Genomic DNA, 24270 nt, shown 5'->3' on the forward strand with positions numbered 1-24270 from the left:
CATCCCCCGACACAGCACCCGCCAGCCGGTTTATCATCACGCCTTTCTGTCTGACCCCGCCCCGCGCCCGCATGACCTCCTCTGCTTCTCCCCTGCTTGACTGGCAAGATGGCCAGCCGCTGTCCACCCGCTTTGGTGACCGCTATTTTTCCCGCCACAGCGGCATGGACGAAAGCCGCCATGTGTTTCTGCAACATAACCACCTGGCCGAGCGCTGGGCGGCGTTGCCGCAAGGCGGACGCTTTGTGATTGGCGAAACCGGCTTTGGCACCGGGCTGAATTTTCTCTGCGCCTGGCAGCTGTGGCGTCAGCACGCTCCGGCGCAGGCACGGCTGCATTTCATCAGCACAGAAAAATACCCATTGGCCCCTGCCGAGCTGGCGCAGGCGCTGGCCTTGTGGCCAGAGCTGGCCGAGCTGGCCCACCAATTGCAGGCGCAGTACGCCGTGCTGCCGCCGGGCTGGCACCGCTTTCATTTTGACGCCGACCGCGTCACCCTGACCCTGCTGGTGGGCGACGCGCTGGACACCCTGCCGCAGCTGGATCGGGCCAGCAGCCAGGTGGATGCCTGGTTTCTGGATGGCTTTGCCCCGGCGTGCAACCCGGAATTATGGTCGCCCGCGCTGTTTGCCCAGCTGGCGCGACTGTCGGCACCAGGGGCCAGCTTTGCCACCTTTACCTCGGCGGGCGTGGTCAAGCGTGGGCTGGCCGAGGCCGGCTTCAGCGTGCGCCGTGCGCGCGGGTTTCGCTATAAATGGCATATGTTGTGCGGCAATTGGCAGGGCGAACCGGCCTGCGCCTGGCAGCCGCCGTGGTATGCCTGGCCGGCGCATGTTGGCGAGCAACGGGCGCTGGTGATTGGCGGCGGGATTTCCGGTGCGGCGGCGGCGGCCAGCCTGGCACGGCGCGGCTGGCAAGTCACCGTGCTGGAGCAGCAGGCACAGTTGGCCGACGGCGCTTCCGGCAACGCTCAGGGCGTGTTGCACACCAAGCTGTCGCCACACCTCACCCCGCTGACCCGGCTATTGCTGTCTGGCTACGCCTACAGCCTGCGCCAGCTGCACCACGGCCTGCCGCGCGGCGAGGCGTGGGACGCCTGCGGTATTGTCCAGCTGGGCTTTGACGCCGACGAGCAGCAGCGCCACGCCGGCCTGGCCGCGCTGGGTCTGCCCGCCGAGGTGCTGCACGCCGTCAGCGCCGAACAGGCCAGCGCCCTGACCGGGCTGACGCTCGACCACGGCGGGCTGTGGCTGGGGCAGGGGGGCTGGGTGCATCCACCGGCCTGGGTGCGGCAACTGGCCGCCACGCCAGGCATCAGCGTGGAACTGGGCTGCACCATCGACACCCTTAGCCACGATGGCCAGCACTGGCTGGCCCACGCCCGCGATGGCCGCCAGTGGCGCAGCCCGGTGGTGGTGGTGGCCACCGCCCATCACGCCGCCCGGTTTGCCCAACTGGCGCACCTGCCGCTGAACCCGATTCGCGGCCAGGTGTCGCACGCTGCCGCCACCCCGGCCAGCCAGGCCCTGCGTGCGGTGTTGTGCGGCGAATCGTATATTTCACCGGCCCGGCTGGGCCAGCACTGCTTTGGGGCCACCTTCCGCTTCAAGCAGACTGAACTGGCGGTGACCACCGAAGAACATCAGGAAAACCTGGGAAAACTGGCCACGCTCACCGCCGACGGCTGGGCGCGGCTGGGCGGTGCGGCGTTAACGCCGGCGCAGCTGGGCGGCCGTTCTGGCTGGCGCGCCACCACCCCAGACTACCTGCCGCTGGTAGGCCCGGTGGCGCAGGCCGAGCAATTTGCCCAGCACTACCCCACGCCAGAACGCTGCGGCCCGCGCCAGCCAGGCCCGGCTGCGCCGTGGTGGCCGGGGCTGTATGTGTCGCTGGCGCATGGCTCACGCGGGCTGATCACCGCGCCGCTGGCCGGCGAAACGCTGGCTGCCGCCCTGCACGGCGACCCAGCCCCGCTGCCCGGCCCGCTGCTGGAGGCCCTGCACCCCAACCGCTTTTTACTGCGCGCACAAAAACGCCGCCATGCCCCGGAGCTCCGCCCATGACGCTGAGCCACTACGCCAAACAGAGCGCCTACCTGACCAAGGATGGCTCGGAAATCCGCGAGCTGATGCACCCATCGGTGCACGGCAACCAGGCGCAAAGCCTGGCCGAAGCCCGTTTGCCCGCCGGCTGCCAGACCCTGGCCCACCGCCATCGGCGCAGCGAGGAGCTGTATCACGTCACCCACGGCCATGGCTGGCTGCACCGCGATGGCCAGCGCCACTGGCTGCAAGCCGGCGATACCGCGCTGATTCCCCCCGGCTGCGTCCACTGGCTGGACAACCCCGGCCCTGATGCGCTGGTGCTGCTGTGCTGCTGCGCCCCGGCCTACGCCCACGACGACACCGAGCTGGTGGATGCAACCGCCACTGGAGCCGACGATGTTTGACCTGATTGCGCTGACCCCACGCTGGCTGGTGATCGACAAGCATCCGGATGTGTCTTTTCATCGTGAACAGGCCGAGCATGGCCTGCTGGACGCCATCCGCGCCCATACCGGGCTGAGTGCGCTGTACCCGGTGCACCGGCTGGACGCCATGACATCCGGCCTGCTGCTGTTTGCCCGCGACCCCGCCACCGCCGCCGAACTGGGCCGCGCCTGGCAGGCGGGCGAGGTGGGCAAGCTGTATCTGGCCATTGCACCGGGCAAACCCAGCAAAAAACAGGGCTGGGTGAAGGGCGATATGGACAAATCGCGTCGTGGCGGCTGGAAGCTGCTGCATAGCCAGCACAATCCGGCCATCACCTGGTTTGACAGCTGCAGCCTGGCCCCCGGCCTGCGCCTGTATCTGCTGCGCCCCTATACTGGCCGCACCCACCAGCTGCGGGTGGCGCTGAAAAGCCTGGGCGTGCCGATTCTGGGCGATCCGCTGTATGCACCTGCCGGACAAGCTAGCGACCGTGGCTATCTGCACGCGGCATTGCTGGAGTTTCCACTGGAGGGACAGCGCTGGTGCTACCAGCGGCTGCCCAGCCGGGGGGCCTTGTTTACCGAGCCGGGTTGTCAGGCGCAGATGGCGGCGCTGCTGGCCGACAGTGTGGCGCAGGGCAAAACCCTGCCCTTGGCCACCCCGGCCCGCCCCCCCGGTGACGCGCCACAGACGTAATCACCTCATTCAATCGGCATTTTTTTGCGCTGGCGCAAATCGGCATGAATTGCCGGGTGAGTTGGATTGGATTCGCCGGGGTGGGCTGCTAGAATCGAATCAGGATCCCCCCAACGCGGGTAAGATCCCCCATAACAGCCACGCCGCCAGCCTGGCCGGCGATAAGGCCACAAAGTGAGGAGATTCAAAATGGACGCCCTGTTTCATCCCCTGCCCACCACCCCGCTGCCCGCCAACACCGATCTGCTGCACCTGGAAGACCGCCCTGGTCGCCCGGTAACCCACGACAGCTGTGCGCTGGAGGTGATGACCGACCTGCGCGTGCTCGATCCGGTCAGCATCATCGAAGACGCCACGCTGGACGCCGCCCATGCGCTGATGGTCAGCCGCGCCATCCGCCTGCTGTTCATCACCGACGACGAAGGCCACCTGACCGGCCTGGTCACCGCCACCGACGTGCTTGGCGAACGGCCCATGCAGCGCATCCACCAGGATGGCAAACGCCACAGCGAACTGCTGGTGCGCGAGGTAATGACCCCGCGCGCCGAACTGGACACGCTGATGCTCAAGGATGTCAGCCACGCCAAGGTGGGCCAGCTGATTGCCACGATGAAACAGCTGGGCCGTCAACATGCGCTGGTAGTCGAGCATAATGCCCACAGCGGCCATCACGAGTTGTGCGGGCTGTTTTCCACCTCGCATATTGCCCGCCGGCTGGGCGTTTCGCTGAACTTCATCCGCGTGCCGCAAACCTTCTCGGAAATCCAGCAGCGCCTGACTCACCCGGCCTGAGCCGGCTGGACGCGGTGCCCCCTTCAGACGCGCACCAGCCTCCAGCGCCTGTTGCGCAAGCCAATGAATCAGGCCCGGCACGCCGGGCCTGATTCATTGGCGCTGAAACCGGGCAGGCGGCCCAGACTCAGCCCAGCCCGCCCTGACCGGCGCGGTTTATTTCTTTGGCGTGGTCTGGTTGCCAATCACCCCGCCCACCACAGCCCCGCCCACGGTGCCCACCGTGCTGCCACCAGTCAGCACCGACCCGGCCACGCCGCCCACCGCCGCGCCAATTGCGGTATTGCGCTGACGCTTGTTCATGTCGGCGCAGGCGCCCAGGCTGCTTGCCAGCAATACGGCCATCAGGCCGATACTCAATTGACGGATCATTTTTTTCTCCTTGATTCCATGGTCTGCTCGGGGGCACATCTCCTGATATAGAGACCGCACTGGCCGGCAACGTTCCCGTGAACAAAAACAGGCTTTACTCAGGCACGCGCGCCCATTGCCAGTGCGCGGGTTCTGCGCGCTGGCAGGTCTTCGGCCTTTGGTGTCAGCCAGCCGGCCAGTTGCTCGCGGCTGATCTGGGCCAGGGCGTCAACCCACACCGGGCTGGCGTTCAGGCAGGGGAGATAGCGGTATTCACCGCCGCCGGCGGTCAAAAAGGTTTCCTTGCCTTCCATGGCAATTTCTTCCAGGGTTTCCAGGCAGTCGGCGATAAAACCAGGGCAGATCACGTCCAGCTTGCCCACCTTCTGCCGGCCCAGTTCGCGCAGCACGTCGCTGGTGTACGGCTTCACCCACTCGGTGCGGCCAAAGCGCGACTGAAAGCACACCACATAGTCGGCCTGACTCAGCCCGAGTGCTTCGGCCAGCAGGCGGCCAGTCTTGTGGCATTCGCACGGGTAGGGGTCGCCCTTGTCCAGGGTATAGCGCGGCACGCCATGAAAGCTCATCAGCAGCTTGTCGCCCCGGCCATGGCGTTGCCAGTGTGCGCGCACCTGGCTGGCCAGCGCGGCAATATAGGCCGGGTGGTCATGAAAATGCCGCACGGTGCGCAGCTCGGGCATATTGCGCAGCTGCATCAGCGTGGCAAACACCGCATCCAGCGCGCTGCCGCTGCTGGACGCGGCGTATTGCGGGTAAAGCGGAATCACCAGCAGCTGGTCCACGCCCTGGGCGCGCAGCCGGCCAATCACGCTCTCCACCGAAGGCTGGCCGTAACGCATGGCAAAATCCACCACCACGCCGGCCTGGCCGTCCTGCGCCAGCCGGGCGGCCAGGGCTTCGGTCTGCTGGCGGGTATTGACCAGCAGCGGCGAGCCGTCCGGTGTCCAGATGGAGGCGTATTTTTCTGCCGACTTGCGCGGGCGGACATTTAGGATCACCCCGTTCAGAATCAGCGCCCACAGCCAGCGCGGCAGCTCCACCACCCGCCGGTCGGATAAAAACTGCTTCAGGTAGGGGCGCAAGGCACCCGCCGTGGGGGCCGCCGGGGTGCCCAGATTCAGCAGCAGCACGCCCACACGCGCCGGGGCATCGTGACGGAAACTCGGTTCAGGCAAAAAATCAGGCATGGTTAACGGCTTTCGTGAACAGGGGAGACGGGCTTGGAACCGGGATGGCCGATAGCGTTCCCGCCGGCTGGCCGCCAGTTGGGAAGAAAGGCTACACGGTCAATCCAGGCTGAGCAGCACGCTGCGGTTGCCGCTGCTGTCTGCGGCGGACACCACGCCGGTTTGCTCCAGGCTTTCCATCAGCCGGATGGCGCGGTTGTAGCCCACTTGCAGCTCGCGCTGCAGATGGGTGACCGAGGCTTTGTCACTTTGCCGCACCAGGGTGACTGCCTCGTCGTACAGCGGGTCGAGCATGCTGTCTGGCAGCGCGGCACGGCGCGAACGCGGCAGGCCCACCGACGGATGGCCGTCGAGCAGGCCTTCCACGTAGTCGGGGCGACCGGTGCGGCGCAGAAAATCCACCACCTGCTGCACATCGCCATCGCTGACCCACGCGCCATGCACGCGCAGCGGATAGTCGGTGCCGGAGGGCTTGTATAGCATATCGCCCTGGCCCAGCAGGGTTTCTGCGCCCATCTGGTCAAGAATGGTGCGGCTGTCGATCTTGGACGCCACTTCAAAGGCAATCCGCGTTGGGATATTGGCCTTGATCAGGCCGGTAATCACGTCCACCGTCGGGCGCTGGGTGGCCAGCACCAGATGAATGCCGGCAGCGCGGGCTTTTTGCGCCAGCCGGGCAATCAGTTCTTCCACTTTCTTGCCGGTGGTCAGCATCAGATTGGCCAGCTCGTCCACCACCACCACGATGGCGGGCATCAGGTCCAGCGGCTGGGGGTCATCCGGGTCGGCAAACGGATCGGCAATCCGCTCGTCGCGGCTGTCGGCGTCGCGCAGTTTCTGGTTGTAGGCGGCCAGATTGCGCACGCCCATGGCCGACAGCAGCCGGTAGCGGCGCTCCATTTCGCTGACACACCAGGCCAGCGCGTGGGCGGCCTGGCCCATGTCGGTAATCACCGGTGCCAGCAGGTGCGGAATATCCTGATAGGCCGACAGTTCCAGCATTTTTGGATCAATCAGCAGCAAACGCACTTCTTCTGGCGCGGCCTTGTACAGCAGCGAGACCAGCATGGCGTTCAGCGCCACCGACTTGCCCGAGCCAGTGGCCCCCGCCACCAGCACATGCGGCATGCGCGCCAGGTCCACCACCATGGGCTGGCCGGCAATATCCAGGCCCAGCGCCAGGCTCAGCCGCGACGGGCTGGACTGATACGCCGGCGAGGCAATCACTTCGGATACATACACGGTGCGCCGCTGTGGATTGGGCAGTTCCAGCCCCATGCAGGTTTTGCCGGGCAGGGTTTCCAGCACGCGCACCGAAGGGGTGGCCAGCGCCCTGGCCAGGTCCTTGCTCAGGCTGACCACCTGCGCGCCTTTCACCCCTGCGGCTGGTGCCAGCTCGTAGCGGGTGACCACCGGGCCGGGGCAGGCAGCCACGACATTGACGGGCGCGCCAAATTCGGCCAGCTTGCTTTCAATCAGCCGCGCGGTGCTGTCCCGTGCTTCGGCGCTAAGCGATGGCGAGCTTGCCGGCGCGGCGCTCAGCAGCTTGATCGGCGGCAGAATCGGGTCGGGCAGGTAGAGCCGGGGCGGGGCCAGCGGGTTGCGGCGCGGCGGCGGGGTGGGCTCGCTGGCTGGCGCAGGGGCGTCGGCCTGTGCGGCTTCAGCCGCCTCTGGCTGGGCGTTGTCTTCCATCATGTCCAGCACCGGCGGCTCATGCGCCGGGTCGTCGTGCATGCCCGGTTCAATCCGGCCATCCGGGGTCAGCACGGCGTCATCGGCGGCATGGGGGGGCGTGGGCATGGCAGGGGCGCTGCTGTCGCCCGCCTCAGGGGTGTCGGGTGCGTCTGGTCTGGCGGGTGCCTCAGCGGCGGCCCTGTCCGGTTCGGCGCGGGCGGCGGGGCGTTCGCTGGATAAATCCTCATCGTCGCCCACCACTTGGCGGCGCAGCGCCAGCCAGGCGTCTTCCAGGCCGCCGCCAATGGCTTCCATGGCGTCCAGCCACGACATCTGGATGCACAGGGCCAGGCCAGCCACCATGCCCGCCATCAGCAGCACGGTGGCACCGGTAAACCCGAGCAACTGCTCCAGCTGCTGGCCCAGCATGCCGCCCAGAATCCCGCCCGCCGACAGCGGCAGCGCCACCTCCAGGCTATACAAACGGATGGCCTCAAATGCCGCGCTGCACAGCAGCAGCAGGGTAAAGCCGCCGTAGGCCATCAGCCCAGGCAGATCCAGGCTGAGCGACAGGCGGTCGTCGTCACGGTAGACACACCAGGTGATCAGCCCGGCCAGCGCCGCCAGCCACCAGGCCGACAGGCCAAACACAAACAGCAGCAAGTCGGCCAGCCACGCGCCCGCCGCCCCGGCCCAGTTATGCGGGGCAGGCAAGTCGGCGCTGTGCGACCAGGAGTTGTCGTCAGGCGAATAGCTCGCCAGCGCCACCAGCAGAAACAGCGTGCAGGCCAACGCCAGCAGCCAGCCGGCCTGGTGCAGCAGCTTGGCCAGTTTGGGCGGCAGGGCGGGCGCGTCGTTGCGCACCACTGCGGGTTTTCGTTTTCTCAGAATTCGCATGACACGCGTTTGGGTTCGGAATCGAGCCGATTATAGCGAGGAATGCTGCAGCTGCGCGGGTGTTACTGCAGGCAAAGCCACAATATCCCGCGCTGAACAGGCCAGATATGCCAAAGCGCGACATTCTCGGTCGGGTTTTGCCCCACGCGGCTGCATTGCCACCGCGAGCTGGCTACACTGGCTGGCCAAACTTTCATTTCGCATCAGGAGCGCCAGACATGGCATTCAGTGCAGCAGCGTATGGTGCCGGCCTGTCGGTGGGGCTGGGTTTACTGGTGGCCATTGGCCCGCAAAACGCTTTTGTGCTCAAGCAGGGCATTGCCAGGGCGCATAGTGGTACGGTGGTGGCGGTATGCATTGCCTGTGACATCCTGTTGATCACCCTGGGGGTGGTCGGGCTGGGGCAAACCCTCAGCCGCTCGCCACACTGGGTGCAGTGGGCCACCTGGGGTGGGGCCGGGTTTCTGGCGCTGTATGGCCTGCGGGCGTTCTGGGCGGCGTGGCGGCCCGGCGCGCTGGACACCCGTGGCACGGTGCAAACCACCCGGCGCGGGGCGATTCTCACCACGCTGGCGTTCACCCTGCTCAATCCTTATGTCTATCTGGACACCGTGGTGCTGATGGGCACGGTGTCCAGCCGGTTTGGCGAGGCGCTGTGGGCGTACTGGCTGGGCTGTGTCAGCGCTGCCGTGCTGTGGTTTGCCAGCATTGGCTTTCTGGCGGGCAAGCTGGCCCCGCTGTTTGCCCGCCCGGCCAGCTGGCGGGTGCTCGACAGCGTGGTGGGCGTGGTGATGTGCGCCACCGCCTGGCATTTGCTCACCCACTTTGCCTGAGCCACCATAGCCAGCACGCGTCAGCGCGCTGGCTTGTGCGCCAGACGCTGCATGAACTTATTCCCAAAAGGTGTTTGGCGCGGCCGGCTGCCGGCGGTATGCTCGCCAGACTTGACGCCAGAAAGCCCGAACCATGAGCCACGCCCCGTTGCACCCGGAAACCCTTGCCATCCGCGCCGGCAAGGAAACCTCGGATTATCAGGAACACAGCCAGGCGCTGTTTCTGACTTCCAGCTTCAAATCCGCCTCGGCTGCCGAAGCGGCCAAACTGTTTTCCGGGGAAATCCCCGGCTACACCTACTCGCGCTTTACCAACCCCACCGTCAGCGCCTTCCAGGCCCGGCTGGCGGCGCTGGAAGAAGGCGAGCGGGCGGTAGCCACCGCCAGCGGCATGGCCGCCATTCATGGCGTGGTGCAGGCTTATCTGTCGGCGGGCGACCATATCGTGGCTTCGCAAAGCCTGTTTGGTGCCACCGTTCAGTTGCTGTCCACCATCCTGACCCGGTTTGGCATTGAGGTGACGTTTGTGCCCGCCACCGACCTGGCCGCCTGGCAGGCTGCCATCCAGCCCAATACCAAGCTGTTTTACCTGGAAACCCCGTCCAACCCGCTGACCGAAATCATCGACATCCGCGCCGTGGCCGATATCGCCCATGGCTGCGGTGCGCTGCTGGCGGTGGACAACTGCTTCTGCTCGCCGGCGCTGCAAAAGCCGTTGACCCTGGGCGCCGATCTGGTGATTCACTCCGCCACCAAATACATCGACGGCCAGGGCCGCGTGCTGGGCGGTGCCGTGGTGGGCAGCCATGAACTGCTGGAAAAGCTGTATCTGTTTGTGCGCAGCGCCGGCCCCACCCTGTCGGCATTTAACGCCTGGGTGCTGTTGTCCGGGCTGGAAACCCTGTTTGTGCGCATGGAGCGCCAGTGCGCCAACGCCCTGCAACTGGCCCGCTGGCTGGAAACCCACCCGGCCATCGAAAAAGTGTACTACCCCGGCCTGGAAAGCCACCCGCAGCACGCCCTGGCCATGCGCCAGCAAAGCGCCGGCGGCGCGGTGGTGAGCTTTATCGTCAAGGGCGGGCGCGAAGCGGCGTGGAAGCTGATTGATTCCACCCAGCTGGTGTCAATCACCGCCAACCTGGGCGATGTGAAAACCACCATCACCCACCCGGCCACCACCACGCATGGCCGCGTGGCACCGGAAGTGCGGGAAAAAGCCGGGATTGTCGAAGGCCTGGTGCGGGTGGCGGTGGGGCTGGAACACCCTGCCGATGTGCAGGCCGATCTGGCGCGCGGGCTGGAAGGCTGATTGCCCGCAGCTCAGCGCCCGATGCCCTCTTTAGTCAATCACCCTCGCCGCCAGCTGATTGGCGCACTGGCGCTGGCCCCCTTCGCGCTGGCGGCACGCAGCTGGGCCAGCCCGGCCAGCCAGGGCGAAGGACGCATGCTGGTGGTGCTGCTGCGCGGCGGGCTGGATGGCCTGTTTGCCTTTTCGCCCAGCGCCGATCCACGCTGGACCAGCGCGCGCCCCACCCTGTCCCGCCTGGCGCTGACCCAGGGCCTGCCGCTGTCCGGCAGCGGTTTTGTTGCCCACCCGGCGCTGCCCGAGCTGGCCGCCTTGTATCAGGCCGGTGAACTGCTGTTTTGCCCGACCGCCGGCACACCGGATGTCAGTCGCAGCCATTTCCAGTCGCAGGATGTGTTCGAGCTGGGGAACGGCCAGATCATGGCCGCCAGCGGTTTCATGGCCCGGCTGGCCAGCGCGCTGGCGGGCCGGCCCGCCGCCAGCTTCAGCGCCGGCTTCCCCTTGTGCCTGAGCGGCAGCGCATCGCTACCCATGCACATTCCACTCAGTCAATCCGGTATGCGCCTGAACAAGGGGCCGGCGCTCGACGCCATTCTCCAGGCACACGCCCATCTGCCCAGTGGCGTGATGCTGCAGCAGGCGCTGGACATCCAGCGCGTGCTGGATAGCCGTGATCCAGACCAGGCTGCACGCGGCGCGGCCCCGTTAAGCGGCTGGCCGGCGCTGGCCCGGCAAATGGGCCTGCTGCTGCGCCAGCAGCCCGACTGGGCGCTGTCGTTCATCGACCTGGGCGGCATGGATAGCCACGCAGCCCAGGCCACGACGCTGGCCGGGCTGCTGCGCCAATTGTCCTTGGGCATCCAGGCACTCAAGGACAGCCTGGGCCAGGAAGAGTGGGCGCGAACCCGGCTGGTGGTGATGAGCGAGTTTGGCCGCACCGTGCAGGAAAACAGCAGCGCCGGCACCGACCACGGCCATGGCGGCCTGGCCTTGCTGGCCGGCGGCGGGCTGGGCCGCCCGCGCATGCTGGGCGACTTTCCCGGTTTGCAGCCCGCTGCGCTGTTTGAAGGTCGCGATCTGCCGGTGCTGCTTGACTGGCGCAGCCTGCTGGCAGAAACCGCCCGCGCCAGCTTTGGCCTGTCTGAGCGGGCGCTGGACAGCGTGTTTCCAGGCCGGCCCAGGGTGGCCTGGACACTCTGACGCGGGGTTTCTCCCGGCTGAAATCCCCTCCGGATGTGCTGTCCAGCCCGGCTCCGTCAACCAAATCCCGCTTCAGCCGTTAATTCCGACACAGCAGGTCGCCTAGAACCTGTGCCTTCGGCGCATCGCAGTGACGATGCGCCATCTCATCACGCGTGCCATCCCTGAAGCGTTTCCCCGGACCATATTGCCGGGAGGGTGGCTTCATTTCTGGATGTTTTTCTGATGATTCTGCATGGCCCTTCCCGCCCGGATTTTCTGACCGACATTGGCCTGCCCGATGTGCTGGAAGCTACCGTTGCCCGCCAGCCGGATTGCCCGGCGCTGTACTGGGGTGAGCAGTGCCTCAGTTATGCGCAATTGCTGGCCCAGGCGCAACTGGCCGCCCATCACCTGATGGCATGCGGCGCAGCGCCAGGCCAGCATATTGGCTTGTGGATGCCGCGCGGCGCAGAGGCGCTGGTGATGCAGGCGGCGATTACCCTGACGGGTGCCGCCTGGCTGCCGTTTGACGCCGATACCCCGCTGGAGCGCATTCAGGTGTGCCTGAACGATGCCCAGGCGATTGGCCTGGTGTGCAGCGCCGACGCCTTGCCAGCATTGGCCGCCAGCCCGGTTCCCGCCTGGTCGGCCAGTGCACTGCAACAGCCGGTGGACGGACCGCTGCGCCAGCGTGAAGGGTTGCGCCCGGAGCATCCGGCCTATGTGATTTACACCTCGGGCTCCACGGGCGTACCCAAGGGAATTGCCGTCAGCCATGGCAGCATTTGCCACTTTCTGCGCAGCGAAAACAGCGTGCTGGGTGTGCGTGGCGACGACAAGGTGTACCAGGGGTTTTCCCTGGCGTTTGACATGTCGTTTGAAGAGATCTGGATCAGCTATCTGGTGGGGGCCGCGCTGTGGATTGCGCCAAAATGCCTGGTGAGCGACCCCGACGCGCTGTCGCAGGCGCTGATTCGCGAGCAGATCACCGTGCTGCATGCCGTGCCTACCCTGCTGGCGTTGTTTCCGCAGGATGTGCCCAATCTGCGTATCATTAATCTGGGCGGGGAAATGTGCCCGCAGGCGCTGGTCGACCGCTGGGCCACGCCCGAGCGGCCCTTGTTCAATACCTACGGCCCGACCGAAGCCACCGTCTCCGCCAGCCTGGCCCGCCTGCTGCCCGGCCAGCCGGTCACCATCGGCCAGCCCCTGCCCAACTATGGCCTGCTGGTGGTGGACAGCCAGATGCAACTGCTGCCGGTGGGTGAAAATGGTGCCGGCGCTGTTCATCACCTTGCCGGTGCTGCCCCGCCTGACGTCGGGCAAGATCGACCGCAAGGCCTTGCGCGCCTTGCCGCTAGAGGCCGTCAGCGTGGAGGGCGGCGACGATACCCCGGCTACACCGGGCGAAACGGTACTGTTTGCCGCCGTGCGCCGCCTGTTTCCCGGTCAGCCCATTCAGCGGGCGGCGGATTTTTTCCACGACCTTGGCGGCCACTCGCTGCTGGCGGCCCGGCTGGTATCTGGCTTGCGTGACGATCCCCGCTATGCCGGCATGACCGTGCAGGATGTCTACCGTCTGCGCAGCCTGCAGGCGCTGGCCGCCGCCATGGATGCACTGGCCGCGCAACACCAGGCCCGCCCGACCCCGGCCCAGACAACACCGGTACAGCCCATCCATGGCTGGCGGCGCGCGCTGTGCGGGCTGGCGCAGGCGGTGATGCTGCCGCCGCTGATCAGCCTGCGCATGCTGCAATGGCTGTCGCCATTTTTTACCTACCATTTCCTGACCGGCGACCCTGATGACAGCATTGCCCTGGCAGTGCTGGTTTCCCTGCTGGTGTTTATTCTGTCGCATGTGCTGAGCTTTGCCGTGGCCATTGCCGGCAAATGGCTGGTGCTGGGCCGTTTGCGCCCAGGGCGCTACCCGCTGTGGGGGCTGACTTACTTTCGCTGGTGGTTGTCCGACCGGCTGGCTGATGTGCCAGCGGTGTATCTGCTGCATGGCTCGCCCTTGCTGTCCAGCTACTGGCGGGCCATGGGCGCGCGCATTGGCCCGGATACGCTGATTGGCTCGATTTCGCTGCGTGCGCCAGATACGCTGACCATCGGCGCGCGGGTCAATCTGGGCTCATCGGTCAATCTGGAAAATATCCGCATCGAAACCGACGCGCTGGTGGTGGACAGCATCACCCTGGCCGATGACTGCTATCTGGGTTCGTACAGTGTGCTGGAAGGCGGCGTCACCCTGGAAGCCGGCGCGTATCTGGACGGCCTGTCGGCCTTGTCCACCGGCCAGCGGGTGCCCGCCGGGCAGCGCTGGGAAGGGGCACCCGCCCGCCAGAGCGCCGCCCCGATTCGCCAGCGCCCGCCAGCACCGGCTGCGCTGGGCCGGGGACGGCAGTGGCTGGCCACTGTGGGCTATGTGCTGGGGGCGGCGGCGGTGGCGGCGCTGTTTTTCCTGCCGGTGTTCCCCAGCTTTATCCTGATTGACTGGCTGGATGTGCATGAGCTGGATCTGGGCCAGCTGGGTTTGCCCGTCTGGCAGGCGTTTTTGTGGTACGCGCTGCTGGCCCTGCCGGCCAGCGGGGTGCTGGTGGTGGCCACCCCATTTTGCTCTCGGCAGCCATCCGCTGGCTGGCCTTGCCGCGCCTGCAGGCTGGGTGCTGGTCGGTGCACAGTGGGGTGTATTACCGCAAATGGCTGACCAACCAGATTCAGGAATCCAGCCTGCAGATCTTGCATGGCCTGTACGCCACGGTGTATGCGCCGTTCTGGTACCGGATTCTGGGGGCCAAAATTGGTCGGGGCGCAGAAATTTCCACAGCCATGGGCGTGGTGCCGGATATGCTGACCCTGGGCGACGATACCTTTATTGCCGACGCGGTGATGCTGGGCGATGAAGAAATCGACGGCGGCTGGATGACCCTGCGTCCCACCCGGATTGGCCACCGCAGCTTTGTTGGCAATGGGGCCTACCTGCCCGATGGTACCGACCTGCCAGAAGACGTGCTGATTGGCGTGCAATCGCGGGTGCCAGAAAATGGCCGGGTGCGTCCGGGGGAAACCTGGATGGGCTCGCCGCCCATCAACCTACCGGCACGCGAAGTGACCAGCGGCTTTCCCGACACCCTGACCTTTCACCCGTCCTGGCTGCGCCGGATCGGGCGCAGCACGGTGGAAGCGGTGCGGATTGTGCTGCCGCTGGCACTGATTATTGCCAGCGGCTACCTGACGGTGATCAAGGTGCTGCCTTACGCCGAACGCGACCAGTGGGGCATGGCGCTCTGGGCCTTGTGCCTGGCCGGCCTGCTGTATGGGGTGAGTTCGTTTGCCGTGGTGCTGGCGGCCAAATGGCTGCTGATTGGCCGCTATGTGCCGCGCGCTGCGCCAATGTGGACGCCGTTTGTCTGGCTGAGCGAGGCGGTGACCAATCTGTATGAATCGATTGCCGTGCCCAATTTTGTCAATTTTTTGCGGGGCACGCCGTTCTTGCCCTGGGCATTCAATCTGCTGGGGTGCCGGATTGGCCGTGGCGTGGTGATGGATACCACCGATATCACCGAATACGACTGCGTCGAAATTGGTGCGGGCAGCGTGCTCAATGCCTGGTCCGGCCCGCAAACGCATCTGTTTGAAGACCGGGTGATGAAAATTGGCCAGGTGCAGATGGGCGCAGGGGTGGTGTTGGGTTCACGCAGCACGGTGCTGTACGACAGCCAGCTGGGCGACGGTGCCCGGCTGGGGCCGTTGTCACTGGTGATGAAGGGCGAGCGGATTCCGGCGCATAGCCACTGGAGCGGGTCGCCCACCCGGCCATGGACGCCGCCGCCGGCATGAGCGCCATGGGCCAGCCACCGGGGCTGCACTGGCTGAGCAACGCCCTGGCCGCGCCGGCACAACTGATGGCCGGCGACACCGTGCTGGTATGGCTGTCCTGTGCCGGATTGAGCCGGGCGCTGGCCAGCCAGTGGCTGCGTCATCAGCTGGATGCCCTGCCCTGCCTGGCCGATGGCTGGCAGGAGTCGGCGCACGGGCCGCGTCCCCGGCGGCCCGACCTGCGCCTGAGCGTTAGCTATGGCCGCCAGCGGGCGCTGATTGCCGTGCATGCCGGCCAGTATGTGGGGGTCGATCTGCTGGCCCTGCCGGTGGCGGATGACTGGCCGGACGTCAGCCGGGTGTTTTTGGGAGATGCCGAAACCACCCGGCTACTGGCCTTGCCGGCAGAACAACAGGCCGACGGGTTTGCCACGGCGTGGGTTGGGCTGGAAGCGCGTGGCAAGGCGCTGCAACAGGGGCTGGAAGCCTATTCAGCCGAGCGCGCGCTCCGCCACGCCGGCCTGCACGCATGCTGCTGGCAGCCCGACTCCGTCCACTGGCTGGCCTTGTGCCGGGGTTGAGCCCGACCGGGGGCAACCTGAAGGATTCAGCCGGATCAGCGCGCCGCCCCTGGCGGCAGCAAGCGGCCATCCTGCAGGTAAAACTGCTGGTTACAGCTGTCGGCCAGGCGGGGGTCGTGGGTGACAATCAGAAAGGTCATGCCTTCTTCCCGGTTCAGCTCGCGCAGCAGGGCAAACACCTCGCTGGCGGTCTGGCTGTCCAGGTTGCCAGTGGGTTCATCGGCCAGCACCAGCCGGGGCCGGTTGATCAGCGCTCGGACAATTGCCACCCGCTGCTGCTGACCGCCAGACAATTGCACCGGCTTCTTGTGTGCATGCGCGGCCAGCCCCACCCGTTCCAGCAAGGCCCTGGCGCGCTCGCGGTCGTCGCGGCTGACGCGGCCCACCCCGGCCAGCACTGGCATCAGCACGTTTTCTTCGGCATTGAACGCCGGCAATAAATGGTGAAACTGGAAAATAAAGCCCAGATAGCGGTTGCGCAGCGCGGTGCGCACCGCATCGCTCTGGCCGCTGGCCTGCTCGCCGGCCAGCCACAGCGCGCCCTCGCTGGGTGATTCCAGCAGGCCGATGATATTCAGCAAGGTGGATTTGCCCGAACCCGACGGCCCCACCAGCGCAGAAAACCCGCCTTCGGTGAGGTTCAGGTCGATGCCGTGCAGCACTTCCACTACCGGTGAATCGCCGCCGCCGTAGCGCTGGCGGATGCCTTGCAACACCATCACGTCAGCCACGAATCGCCTCCACTGGGTCCAGTCTGGCGGCCCGCACCGCCGGCATCAGCGCCGACAACACGCCCACCACGCAGGCAATCAGCGCCGTGCTGATAAACAGTTCGCTGTCCAGCACCACCGGAAACAGCGGGCTGCCATCTTCCGTGCGGGCAATCCGGGTAAACCCCAGCGCCAGCGCTGCACCCAGCGCCGTCCCCAGCAGCGAGCCTACCAGGCCGACAATGCCGCCCTGCAGCAAAAACACCCCGAGAATGCGCCAGGCTGGCGTGCCCATGGCACGCAGGATGCCGATTTCGCGCTGGCGCTGCACCACCGACACCACCAGCACGCTGGCAATACCCAGCGCCACGGCAAAGGTGACAAATACCCGGATCATGGTGCTGGATGCCCGCTGGCTTTTCAGCGCGGTAACCAGCTGGCCATTATTGGCCTGCCAACTGTCGGCGGTCAGCCCGGTGGTGGCGGCCAGCTGGCTGGCCAGGGTTTCGGCTTCAAACAACTGGTCGGTGCGCACATAGATTTCGGTGATGTCCAGCCGGTAGCCCAGCAGGTTTTGCGCTTCCCGCAGCGGCATCAGCACCCAGCGCCGGTTCAGGTCTTTCAGGCCAAAATCCAGCATGCCGCTGACCCGCACCGACACTTGCACGCCGCTGGCCGATTGCAGGCGCAGGCGGCTGCCCGGCGTCAGGCCAAGGTCGGAGGCCAGCTCCACGCCAATCAGCGCCTCGCCCGCTGCCAGCTGCAAACGCCCGGCGCGCAGTTTGTCTTCCAGCCGCACCACTTGCTGGTAATCGTCCAGCGCCACGCCCATCAGCGACACCGACTTGTTTACCCCGCCCTGCTGCGCCACCCCCGGCCCGCTGGCCATGACCGCAGCGGCGCTGACCCGTGGGTGGGCGTGAATCGCCTGCAGCAAGGGTGCCCAGTCGCGGATGGTGTTTTCCCGCTGGGTACGCTTGCGCACGTCGGCCAAGGTGCTCACCCCCTCGGCGGCGGTCAGCGCTGGCCGGTTCAGCCGGTCTGCCGGGCGCAGCACCACATGCGCCTGGCTGGATAAAGTGCGGTCGATGATATTGGCCTGCAGGCCGTTGACGATGGCGGTGATGTACACAATCACCGCCACGCCAATGCTTACCCCGGCCAGAATCAGCACGGTTTGAAAACGCCCCTCGCGCAACAGCCGCCAGGCTACCGTCCAGACAAAGCTCATGGCTGCGCCACCCTGACGCGCTGGCCGTCATCCAGCGCCGGGGCCGGCACAATCACCTGCTGGCCGGCAGACAGGCCGGATTTGACTGGCAACTGGCCGGCCACCCGCTCGGCGGTATCCACCTTGACCCAGCGCACCCGCCCGTTGTCAATCAGTGCCGCCTTGCCATCGCGCACGGCAGTGGCCGGCAGCAGCAGCATGGCGCGCGGGGCGGCAGTGACAATTTCCGCCGACACGGTCATGCCGCTGCGCAAGTAGGGAGCCGGCTGGGTCAGCGCCAGTTCGACTTCCACCGTGCCGCGTGCGGTGTCCACACTGGCCCCGATGCGGGTCACCGTGGCCGGTGCACGCTGTTCGGCAAAGGCGTCAGCCAGCACGGCTGCCGTCTGGCCCACGGCCAGCTTGCCCAGATCGCGCTCGTCCAGATCAAGCAGGATGCGCGGCGGGCCATCGGCGGCAAAGCGCAGCAGGGTTTTGCCGGCAGTCACCACATCGCCCGCTTCCACGTCACGACTCAGCAGCACGCCGTTGGCCGGCGCGCGCAAGGTCATCTGCGCCAGGCGGGCCACGCTTTGTTCGGCCAGCCCACGCAGCTGTGCCTGGCGCTGTTCGGCAGCTTCCCGGCTGCGCCGGGCGCTATCCAGCGCCGCCTGGCTGACAAACCCCTGGGCAAACAGCTGTTGCTGGCGTTGCCACTGGCGTCTGGCTTCGGTCAGCTGGCTGTCGGCGTCGGCTCGCTGGGCCTCAGCCTGCGCCTTGGCTGCCAGCAATTCATCGGACTCCAGCACCAGCAGCACGGCACCGGCCAGTACCTGTGCACCTGCTTTCACCGGCGTGTGCACTACCCGGCTGGTGGCTGTGCTGCCCAGCACACTCTCGTGCACCGCTTCCACCCGGCCAGTGGCCACGACGGTGAGCTGCACCGGGTGAGGGGCGAGCGTGACCGCACTCACTGACACGGGTCGCCACCAGGCCAGTGCCAGCCCAAGGGCCAGGAGTGCCGCAATCGCACCACCCAGCCATTTTCGCTGCAATCTCATGAGCGCCTTTCTGATCAAGCCTTGCCGGCCATGGACAATTATGCCGCATGTCGCGGTGAGGACCTATGTTGTTTATTCAAACCCTGTATGTTATCTGTCTTTACATAATTCACTACCGGAATTTTTTATTTTTGTCTACCCCTCTTGTCAAGCATGATCCATTGACATAGCTAGGTAGAATTACGTATAGTTAGTAGAAATACGTAATGATGCCTTGCCCGGAATCCGCCGCGAGCGGCACACCCGCCTGCTACCTGATCTGCTCGGGAAGTCATCTTGCTGTCCGTCACCTTTGGGGAAGGTGTGCGGAATCCCGTCCGGCGTCTTTCTCTCTTGCCCTGATGCTCGGCACACAGCAGCTGAACTTCCCCAGCGTTGACAGTAGCGCGCATGTTGGCGGCTTTGGCCTGGCCAGGCGGTTCGGCCATGCCTTTACCGTGACAGCCTGGTGATGTGTCTGCCCCCCGTGCGGGATGGGCAACGCAGCCAAGTGAATGCGGTTCCGCGCTGTCTGGCGACACACACGACATAACCATAACGAAGCAGACAAAGGACCCAATCGCATGGCAACCCCTTCCATTACCCTGACCGACACCGCCACCGTTTACACCTTAAGCGCAGACTCCATACTGGCCGTGTACGGCAACGCCCTGGCCAACACCCTGAATGGCAATGCCAGCAACAATGCACTGTACGGCGGCGATGGCAACGACACCCAGACCGGTGGTGCTGGCAATGATCAACTGTTTGGCGAAGCGGGCAACGACCGGCTGGATGGGGGGCTGGGTGCCGATACGATGCAGGGCGGCCTGGGCAATGATGTGTTTTTTGTCGATGATGCCAACGATGTGGTGCAGGAAAATGCCAATGAAGGCATTGACAGCATTGCCAGCAGCGTCAGTTACACACTGGGCAACCATGTAGAGAGCCTCACCCTGCTGGGTGCGGCTGACCTCAGCGGCACGGGCAATGCACTGGCCAACAGCCTGACCGGCAATACCGGCAACAACCTGCTGGATGGCGGTGACGGCAACGACACACTCTCCGGTGCGGCTGGCAACGACACACTGCAGGGGAGTGAAGGCAACGACACCCTGAGCGGTGGTGAAGGCGCTGACCTGCTGGACGGTGGCAATGGCAACGACCGTATGGACGGTGGTGTGGGTGCCGATACCATGGTGGGTGGCCTGGGCAATGATGTGTTTTTTGTCGATGATGCCAACGATGTGGTGCAGGAAAATGCCAATGAAGGCATTGACAGCATTGCCAGCAGCATCAGTTACACACTGGGTCATGATGTAGAAAGTCTCACCCTGCTGGGTGCGGCTGACCTCAGCGGCACGGGCAATGCACTGGCCAACAGCCTGACGGGCAATACCGGCAACAACCTGCTGGATGGCGGTGACGGCAACGACACACTCTCCGGTGCGGCTGGCAACGACACACTGCAGGGGAGTGAAGGCAACGACACCCTGAACAGTGGTGAAGGCGCTGACCTGCTGGACGGTGGCAATGGCAACGACCGTATGGACGGTGGTGTGGGTGCCGATACCATGGTGGGTGGCCTGGGCAATGATGTGTTTTTTGTCGATGATGCCAGCGATGTGGTGCAGGAAAATGCCAATGAAGGCATTGACACCATTGCCAGCAGCATCAGTTACACACTGGGTCATGATGTAGAAAGTCTCACCCTGCTGGGTGCGGCTGACCTCAGCGGCACGGGCAATGCACTGGCCAACAGCCTGACGGGCAATACCGGCAACAACCTGCTGGATGGCGGTGACGGCAACGACACACTCTCCGGTGCGGCTGGCAACGACACACTGCAGGGGAGTGAAGGCAACGATACCCTGAACAGTGGTGAAGGCGCTGACCTGCTGGACGGTGGCAATGGCAACGACCGTATGGATGGTGGTGTGGGTGCCGATACCATGGTGGGTGGCCTGGGCAATGATGTGTTTTTTGTCGATGATGCCAACGATGTGGTGCAGGAAAACGTCAATGAAGGCATTGACAGCATTGCCAGCAGCGTCAGCTACACACTGGGTCATGATGTAGAAAGTCTCACCCTGCTGGGTGCGGCTGACCTCAGCGGCACGGGCAATGCACTGGCCAACAGCCTGACGGGCAATACCGGCAACAACCTGCTGGATGGTGGCGATGGCAACGATGCTCTCTCCGGTGCCGCCGGCAATGATACCCTGCTGGGCAGCGGCGGCAACGACAGCCTGTATGGTGGCGCAGGCAATGACTCGCTGATTGGCAGTGTGGGCAACGACCTGTTGGTGGGCGGCGAAGGCAGCGACACCCTGGAAGGCGGGGTGGGCAATGACATCTACCAGCTTGATGACCTCAACGACACCCTGATTGAAAACGCCAACGAAGGCACGGACATTGTCGTGGTGGCAGCCACCATGAATTACGCTCTGGGTGACAACCTGGAAAATGCCCGCATCACCAGCAGTGGGTCGATGCTGACCGGCAATGCCCAAAACAATGCCATTGTTGCGGTAGGCGTGGCGTGCATTGTGTATGGACAGGATGGCAACGACAGCATTACCGGCGCGGCCAACACCAGTCTGTATGGCGATAATGGCAACGACACCCTCACCTTGACCGGCACAGGCTCGTTTGCCTACGGCGGCATGGGCAATGACACGCTGGACGTGCGGGCCACCACCGGCAACTGGCTGGTGGGCGGTGCCGGCGACGACAGCTATGTGATTGACAGCAGCAATCAGTACATTGTCGAGCGCGCCAATGAAGGCATCGACACCATCAAGAGCAGCGTGTCGTTTTCACTGGCAACCGGCAGCCGTGTGGGCGGTGGATCGGTGTCTGAAAGCCTGGAAAACCTGACGCTTACCGGCACCGTTGCCATCGATGCCACCGGCAACCAGCTGGATAATGCGCTGACTGGCAATACCGCAGCCAACCTGCTGCTGGGCAATGCCGGCAACGATACGCTGATTGGCGGCGGCGGTAACGACACCCTCAATGGCGGTGCCGGCAATGACACCCTGCGTGCCATTGCCGACAGCACGGTGACCTCAACGCTGGGTGGCGTAGTCAGCCTGACGGGCGGTGCTGGCAATGATGTGTTTGCCATGAGCAAGGGCTATCTGGGCAATCACGCCAGCGGTAGCAATGTGCTGACCATTCAGGACTTTGTACACGGCGAAGACAAGATCAGCCTGACCGTGGGCAAAACAGTGACCGCGCCGACTGTCTTGCAACAGCTGACCGTCAGCGCCAGCGACACGCTGGACAGCCTGCTGGCCCGCGCCGCCGCCAGCGGTGGCACGGTGACGGTGCCCAAGGTCAGCAGCTTTGCCTTTTCTGGCAATACCTATCTGGTGCTGGATCAGACCAGTGGTAACACCCTGGCCGCCACTGACCTGGCCATCCAGCTGACCGGCACGCCGACACTGACCTTCAGCGACCTGGACTTCATCAAGCTGTAAGCCAGGCATAGACCGGCAGCAAGCAGCAAAAAGCCCCTGCACCGACCAGACCGGTGCAGGGGCTTTTTATCGGCCAGATGCGGTCAAATATCCTGCCCTTCCACCACGCCATCGTGCGGGCTGTGGTCGGCTTTGGGCAGAATCAGGTTCAGCAGCATGGCCAGCACCGAGCACAAGCCCACCCCCACCAGCGAGAAGCTGCCGAATTTCAGCTCCAGCGCGCCAATCCCGGCGGTGAGCACTACCGAGACAATCACCAGATTGCGCGGTGCCATCAGGTCCACTTTGGCTTCAATCAGGGTTTTCAGGCCAATGCTGGCGATGGTGCCAAACAGCAGCACCATGATGCCACCCATCACCGGCATCGGGATGGATTGCAGCAGGGCGTTGAACTTGCCAAAAAACGCCATGACGATGGCAAACAGCGCGGCCCAGGTCATCACCACCGGATTGAAGTTGCGGGTAATCATCACCGCGCCGGTCACTTCGGCGTAGGTGGTGACCGGCGGGCCGCCAATCAGCCCGGCAAAGCACACGCCCAGGCCATCGCCGGCCAGGGTGCGGTGCAGGCCAGGGGTTTTGGTGTAATCATTACCAGTGACTCCGCTGATGGCCATCACCCCGCCAATATGCTCAATGGCCGGGGCAATGGCCACCGGCAGCATAAACAACGCCGCCGCCCAGTTGACTTCCGGGCTGACAAACTGCGGCATGGCAAACCACGGTGCGTTGGCAATCTTGCTGAAATCCACCAGCCCCATCATCGCTGCCAGCACATAGCCCACCACCACCCCGGCCAGAATCGGCACCAGGCGGAACATGCCACGGGAGAACACGGCCACCAGCACGGTGGCGCTCAGTGACACCGCTGCCAGCAGCAGCGATTGCTGATAGTCCATCACCTGATTGCCACCAGCGCGGCCCATGGCCATATTGCTGGCCACGGTGGCCACCGACAGGCCGATGATCATGATCACCGGGCCAATCACCACCGGCGGCAGCAGGCGATGCACCGCCTCAATGCCGCGCCAGCGCACCAGCGCGGCAAACACAAAATACATGAAGCCCGCGGCAAACAGGCCAAACAGCGTGCTGGGCAGGCCCCAGGTTTGAGTGGAATAAATAATCGGTGCAATAAAAGCGAAACTGGAACCTAGGAAAATCGGCACCTTGCGTCCGGTGCACAGCTGAAACAACAGCGTGCCCACCCCGGCCCCCAGCAGGGCCATGGCCGGGTTCAGGCCGGTGAGCAGTGGCACCAGCACCAGTGCGCCAAAGGCGACAAACAGGATTTGCGCGCCGGAGACGGCGGTTTTGAGTTGCTGGAACATCAGGGGTTTCCTTTTTGGGGTCTTGCGGGGTGCATTCAGACGGCGCAGTACATGATGGCCTGAGCGATGATATTGTTTTGCCCGGCCGCCAGCGTGCTGCCAGCGCGAAAGCGCTGCACCATCTGCTGCACCCGCTGATAAGTGGTGAAATTGGGCAGTGCCTGATAGGCAATGTCCTCACCCAGCCGGGCGGCCAGCTGGCGTACCGTGGTGGGTTTGACGCAGACATGCTGCTGCGGGTCGTAGTAGGCCAGAAAACAGCTCAGCAGCGGCCATTTGGCTGCATTGGCGTTTTTGTCGTAGCGGCACAGCTGCAGCACCTCGACACAGCGGGCAAAGCTGTCCGGGCCAAACTGGTGGAGCAGGTCATGCAGCGCCTGCACCAGCGGGCGGTGGACGTCGCTGAACGCCAGATAGTTGCGAAACGCCAGACGTTCGAAGGTGCTGACCGTGGTGCAGCGGCTGACCATGTGCCGGCAGGTGTCGATCACCCCGGCCAGCTGGTCGCTGGCCAGCGCCTGCTGCAACACCGGCTGCGCCAGCCCGGTGCTGGCCAGTTCGATCACCTTGTTGACGCTACGGTGTTTTTTGCCCAGCGCCAGCCAGGCCGGGTCGTCCAGCCCGAGCGGAAAGCGCAGCAAAAAATCATGGTCAATCTGGGCGTAGGCGTCCATGGCGTTTCTC

General features: G+C 64.9%; 19 protein-coding genes. 11 read left to right on the forward strand and 8 right to left on the reverse strand.

The genetic code is table 11. The annotated features are described in order from the left end of the window. Positions 1-71 precede the first annotated feature (71 nt). The 4 genes from mnmC (at position 72) to BXU06_RS04970 (ending at position 3959) form a co-directional block, all read left to right on the forward strand. Complete coding sequence (gene mnmC, locus BXU06_RS04955; protein WP_077302664.1) at positions 72-2063, forward strand: bifunctional tRNA (5-methylaminomethyl-2-thiouridine)(34)-methyltransferase MnmD/FAD-dependent 5-carboxymethylaminomethyl-2-thiouridine(34) oxidoreductase MnmC; 1992 nt, start codon at positions 72-74, stop codon at positions 2061-2063. After that, positions 2060-2449 carry a cupin domain-containing protein gene (locus BXU06_RS04960; RefSeq protein ID WP_077297389.1) on the forward strand — a complete coding sequence of 130 codons (390 nt, stop codon included), beginning with the start codon at positions 2060-2062 and terminating at the stop codon, positions 2447-2449. The genes mnmC and BXU06_RS04960 overlap by 4 nt, the downstream gene beginning before the upstream one ends. Further along, the gene (locus BXU06_RS04965; RefSeq protein WP_077297391.1) at positions 2442-3167 is read left to right on the forward strand and encodes a TIGR01621 family pseudouridine synthase; all 726 of its coding nucleotides are present in this window, start codon (positions 2442-2444) and stop codon (positions 3165-3167) included. Before BXU06_RS04960 ends, BXU06_RS04965 begins: the two co-directional genes overlap by 8 nt. A gap of 189 nt (positions 3168-3356) precedes the next feature. Further along, a complete protein-coding gene (locus BXU06_RS04970; RefSeq protein WP_077297393.1) occupies positions 3357-3959 on the forward strand; it encodes a CBS domain-containing protein in 603 nt (200 codons plus the stop codon). 156 nt (positions 3960-4115) lie between these two features. Here the strand turns inward: BXU06_RS04970 and BXU06_RS04975 are convergent, their stop codons facing one another. The 3 genes from BXU06_RS04975 to BXU06_RS04985 all read right to left on the reverse strand — a co-directional run bounded on the left by BXU06_RS04975 (position 4116) and on the right by BXU06_RS04985 (position 8089). Beyond that, positions 4116-4331 carry a glycine zipper 2TM domain-containing protein gene (locus BXU06_RS04975; protein WP_077297395.1) on the reverse strand — a complete coding sequence of 72 codons (216 nt, stop codon included), beginning with the start codon at positions 4329-4331 and terminating at the stop codon, positions 4116-4118. Positions 4332-4429: 98 nt separating this feature from the next. Next, positions 4430-5518: a ferrochelatase gene (gene hemH, locus BXU06_RS04980; RefSeq protein ID WP_077297397.1), complete on the reverse strand. Its 1089-nt coding sequence runs from the start codon at positions 5516-5518 to the stop codon at positions 4430-4432. Positions 5519-5617: 99 nt separating this feature from the next. Beyond that, positions 5618-8089 carry a DNA translocase FtsK gene (locus tag BXU06_RS04985; protein ID WP_077297399.1) on the reverse strand — a complete coding sequence of 824 codons (2472 nt, stop codon included), beginning with the start codon at positions 8087-8089 and terminating at the stop codon, positions 5618-5620. Positions 8090-8307: 218 nt separating this feature from the next. Here BXU06_RS04985 and BXU06_RS04990 point away from each other — a divergent pair, with 218 nt between their 5' ends. From BXU06_RS04990 to BXU06_RS05010, 6 genes are all read left to right on the forward strand, one after another. Then, positions 8308-8922, forward strand: coding sequence for a LysE/ArgO family amino acid transporter (locus tag BXU06_RS04990; RefSeq protein WP_077297401.1), 615 nt, complete (start codon positions 8308-8310; stop codon positions 8920-8922). Positions 8923-9055: 133 nt separating this feature from the next. After that, entirely contained in the window at positions 9056-10231 is a 1176-nt protein-coding gene (locus BXU06_RS04995) for an O-succinylhomoserine sulfhydrylase (protein ID WP_077297403.1), read from the forward strand. A gap of 21 nt (positions 10232-10252) precedes the next feature. Continuing rightward, positions 10253-11428: a DUF1501 domain-containing protein gene (locus tag BXU06_RS05000; protein ID WP_077297405.1), complete on the forward strand. Its 1176-nt coding sequence runs from the start codon at positions 10253-10255 to the stop codon at positions 11426-11428. A gap of 225 nt (positions 11429-11653) precedes the next feature. Further along, entirely contained in the window at positions 11654-12946 is a 1293-nt protein-coding gene (locus BXU06_RS17815; RefSeq protein ID WP_216352541.1) for an AMP-binding protein, read from the forward strand. Between the two features lie 1020 nt (positions 12947-13966). Continuing rightward, complete coding sequence (locus BXU06_RS17820) at positions 13967-15250, forward strand: Pls/PosA family non-ribosomal peptide synthetase (RefSeq protein ID WP_253189525.1); 1284 nt, start codon at positions 13967-13969, stop codon at positions 15248-15250. After that, positions 15229-15810, forward strand: a complete 582-nt coding sequence (locus tag BXU06_RS05010) for a hypothetical protein (RefSeq protein WP_077297407.1) — start codon at positions 15229-15231, stop codon at positions 15808-15810. Before BXU06_RS17820 ends, BXU06_RS05010 begins: the two co-directional genes overlap by 22 nt. A 35-nt stretch (positions 15811-15845) precedes the next feature. Here BXU06_RS05010 and BXU06_RS05015 read toward each other — a convergent pair whose 3' ends face one another. The 3 genes from BXU06_RS05015 to BXU06_RS05025 are packed head-to-tail and all read right to left on the reverse strand — an operon-like array spanning position 15846 to position 18791. Next, positions 15846-16541 (reverse strand): ABC transporter ATP-binding protein, encoded by a 696-nt coding sequence (locus BXU06_RS05015; RefSeq protein ID WP_150125104.1) that lies wholly within the window; start codon positions 16539-16541, stop codon positions 15846-15848. Beyond that, the gene (locus BXU06_RS05020) at positions 16534-17751 is read right to left on the reverse strand and encodes an ABC transporter permease (protein WP_077297409.1); all 1218 of its coding nucleotides are present in this window, start codon (positions 17749-17751) and stop codon (positions 16534-16536) included. The genes BXU06_RS05015 and BXU06_RS05020 overlap by 8 nt, the downstream gene beginning before the upstream one ends. Further along, positions 17748-18791, reverse strand: coding sequence for an efflux RND transporter periplasmic adaptor subunit (locus BXU06_RS05025; protein ID WP_077297411.1), 1044 nt, complete (start codon positions 18789-18791; stop codon positions 17748-17750). The genes BXU06_RS05020 and BXU06_RS05025 overlap by 4 nt, the downstream gene beginning before the upstream one ends. A 563-nt stretch (positions 18792-19354) precedes the next feature. Between BXU06_RS05025 and BXU06_RS18470 the strand changes: the two genes are divergently transcribed. After that, positions 19355-22255: a calcium-binding protein gene (locus tag BXU06_RS18470; protein WP_171982114.1), complete on the forward strand. Its 2901-nt coding sequence runs from the start codon at positions 19355-19357 to the stop codon at positions 22253-22255. An 83-nt stretch (positions 22256-22338) separates the two neighbouring features. Here the strand turns inward: BXU06_RS18470 and BXU06_RS05035 are convergent, their stop codons facing one another. After that, positions 22339-23586 carry a uracil-xanthine permease family protein gene (locus BXU06_RS05035; protein WP_077297415.1) on the reverse strand — a complete coding sequence of 416 codons (1248 nt, stop codon included), beginning with the start codon at positions 23584-23586 and terminating at the stop codon, positions 22339-22341. Positions 23587-23621: 35 nt separating this feature from the next. After that, entirely contained in the window at positions 23622-24260 is a 639-nt protein-coding gene (locus BXU06_RS05040) for a hypothetical protein (RefSeq protein WP_077297417.1), read from the reverse strand. Positions 24261-24270: the final 10 nt, after the last annotated feature.

The organism is Aquaspirillum sp. LM1, assembly GCF_002002905.1.
Classification (GTDB): Bacteria; Pseudomonadota; Gammaproteobacteria; order Burkholderiales; family Aquaspirillaceae; genus Rivihabitans.

What these genes read in the sequence shown, in the direction of transcription:
- BXU06_RS04975 (WP_077297395.1), bottom strand. Translation starts at nt 4,331, where the DNA reads ATGATCCGTCAATTGAGTATCGGCCTGATGGCCGTATTGCTGGCAAGC.
- BXU06_RS17815 (WP_216352541.1), top strand. Translation starts at nt 11,654, where the DNA reads ATGATTCTGCATGGCCCTTCCCGCCCGGATTTTCTGACCGACATTGGC.
- BXU06_RS05035 (WP_077297415.1), bottom strand. Translation starts at nt 23,586, where the DNA reads ATGTTCCAGCAACTCAAAACCGCCGTCTCCGGCGCGCAAATCCTGTTT.
- BXU06_RS05020 (WP_077297409.1), bottom strand. Translation starts at nt 17,751, where the DNA reads ATGAGCTTTGTCTGGACGGTAGCCTGGCGGCTGTTGCGCGAGGGGCGT.
- BXU06_RS05025 (WP_077297411.1), bottom strand. Translation starts at nt 18,791, where the DNA reads ATGAGATTGCAGCGAAAATGGCTGGGTGGTGCGATTGCGGCACTCCTG.
- BXU06_RS04995 (WP_077297403.1), top strand. Translation starts at nt 9,056, where the DNA reads ATGAGCCACGCCCCGTTGCACCCGGAAACCCTTGCCATCCGCGCCGGC.
- mnmC (WP_077302664.1), top strand. Translation starts at nt 72, where the DNA reads ATGACCTCCTCTGCTTCTCCCCTGCTTGACTGGCAAGATGGCCAGCCG.
- BXU06_RS05040 (WP_077297417.1), bottom strand. Translation starts at nt 24,260, where the DNA reads ATGGACGCCTACGCCCAGATTGACCATGATTTTTTGCTGCGCTTTCCG.
- BXU06_RS18470 (WP_171982114.1), top strand. Translation starts at nt 19,355, where the DNA reads ATGGCAACCCCTTCCATTACCCTGACCGACACCGCCACCGTTTACACC.
- BXU06_RS04985 (WP_077297399.1), bottom strand. Translation starts at nt 8,089, where the DNA reads ATGCGAATTCTGAGAAAACGAAAACCCGCAGTGGTGCGCAACGACGCG.
- hemH (WP_077297397.1), bottom strand. Translation starts at nt 5,518, where the DNA reads ATGCCTGATTTTTTGCCTGAACCGAGTTTCCGTCACGATGCCCCGGCG.
- BXU06_RS04990 (WP_077297401.1), top strand. Translation starts at nt 8,308, where the DNA reads ATGGCATTCAGTGCAGCAGCGTATGGTGCCGGCCTGTCGGTGGGGCTG.
- BXU06_RS04970 (WP_077297393.1), top strand. Translation starts at nt 3,357, where the DNA reads ATGGACGCCCTGTTTCATCCCCTGCCCACCACCCCGCTGCCCGCCAAC.
- BXU06_RS05000 (WP_077297405.1), top strand. Translation starts at nt 10,253, where the DNA reads ATGCCCTCTTTAGTCAATCACCCTCGCCGCCAGCTGATTGGCGCACTG.
- BXU06_RS05010 (WP_077297407.1), top strand. Translation starts at nt 15,229, where the DNA reads ATGGACGCCGCCGCCGGCATGAGCGCCATGGGCCAGCCACCGGGGCTG.
- BXU06_RS04965 (WP_077297391.1), top strand. Translation starts at nt 2,442, where the DNA reads ATGTTTGACCTGATTGCGCTGACCCCACGCTGGCTGGTGATCGACAAG.
- BXU06_RS04960 (WP_077297389.1), top strand. Translation starts at nt 2,060, where the DNA reads ATGACGCTGAGCCACTACGCCAAACAGAGCGCCTACCTGACCAAGGAT.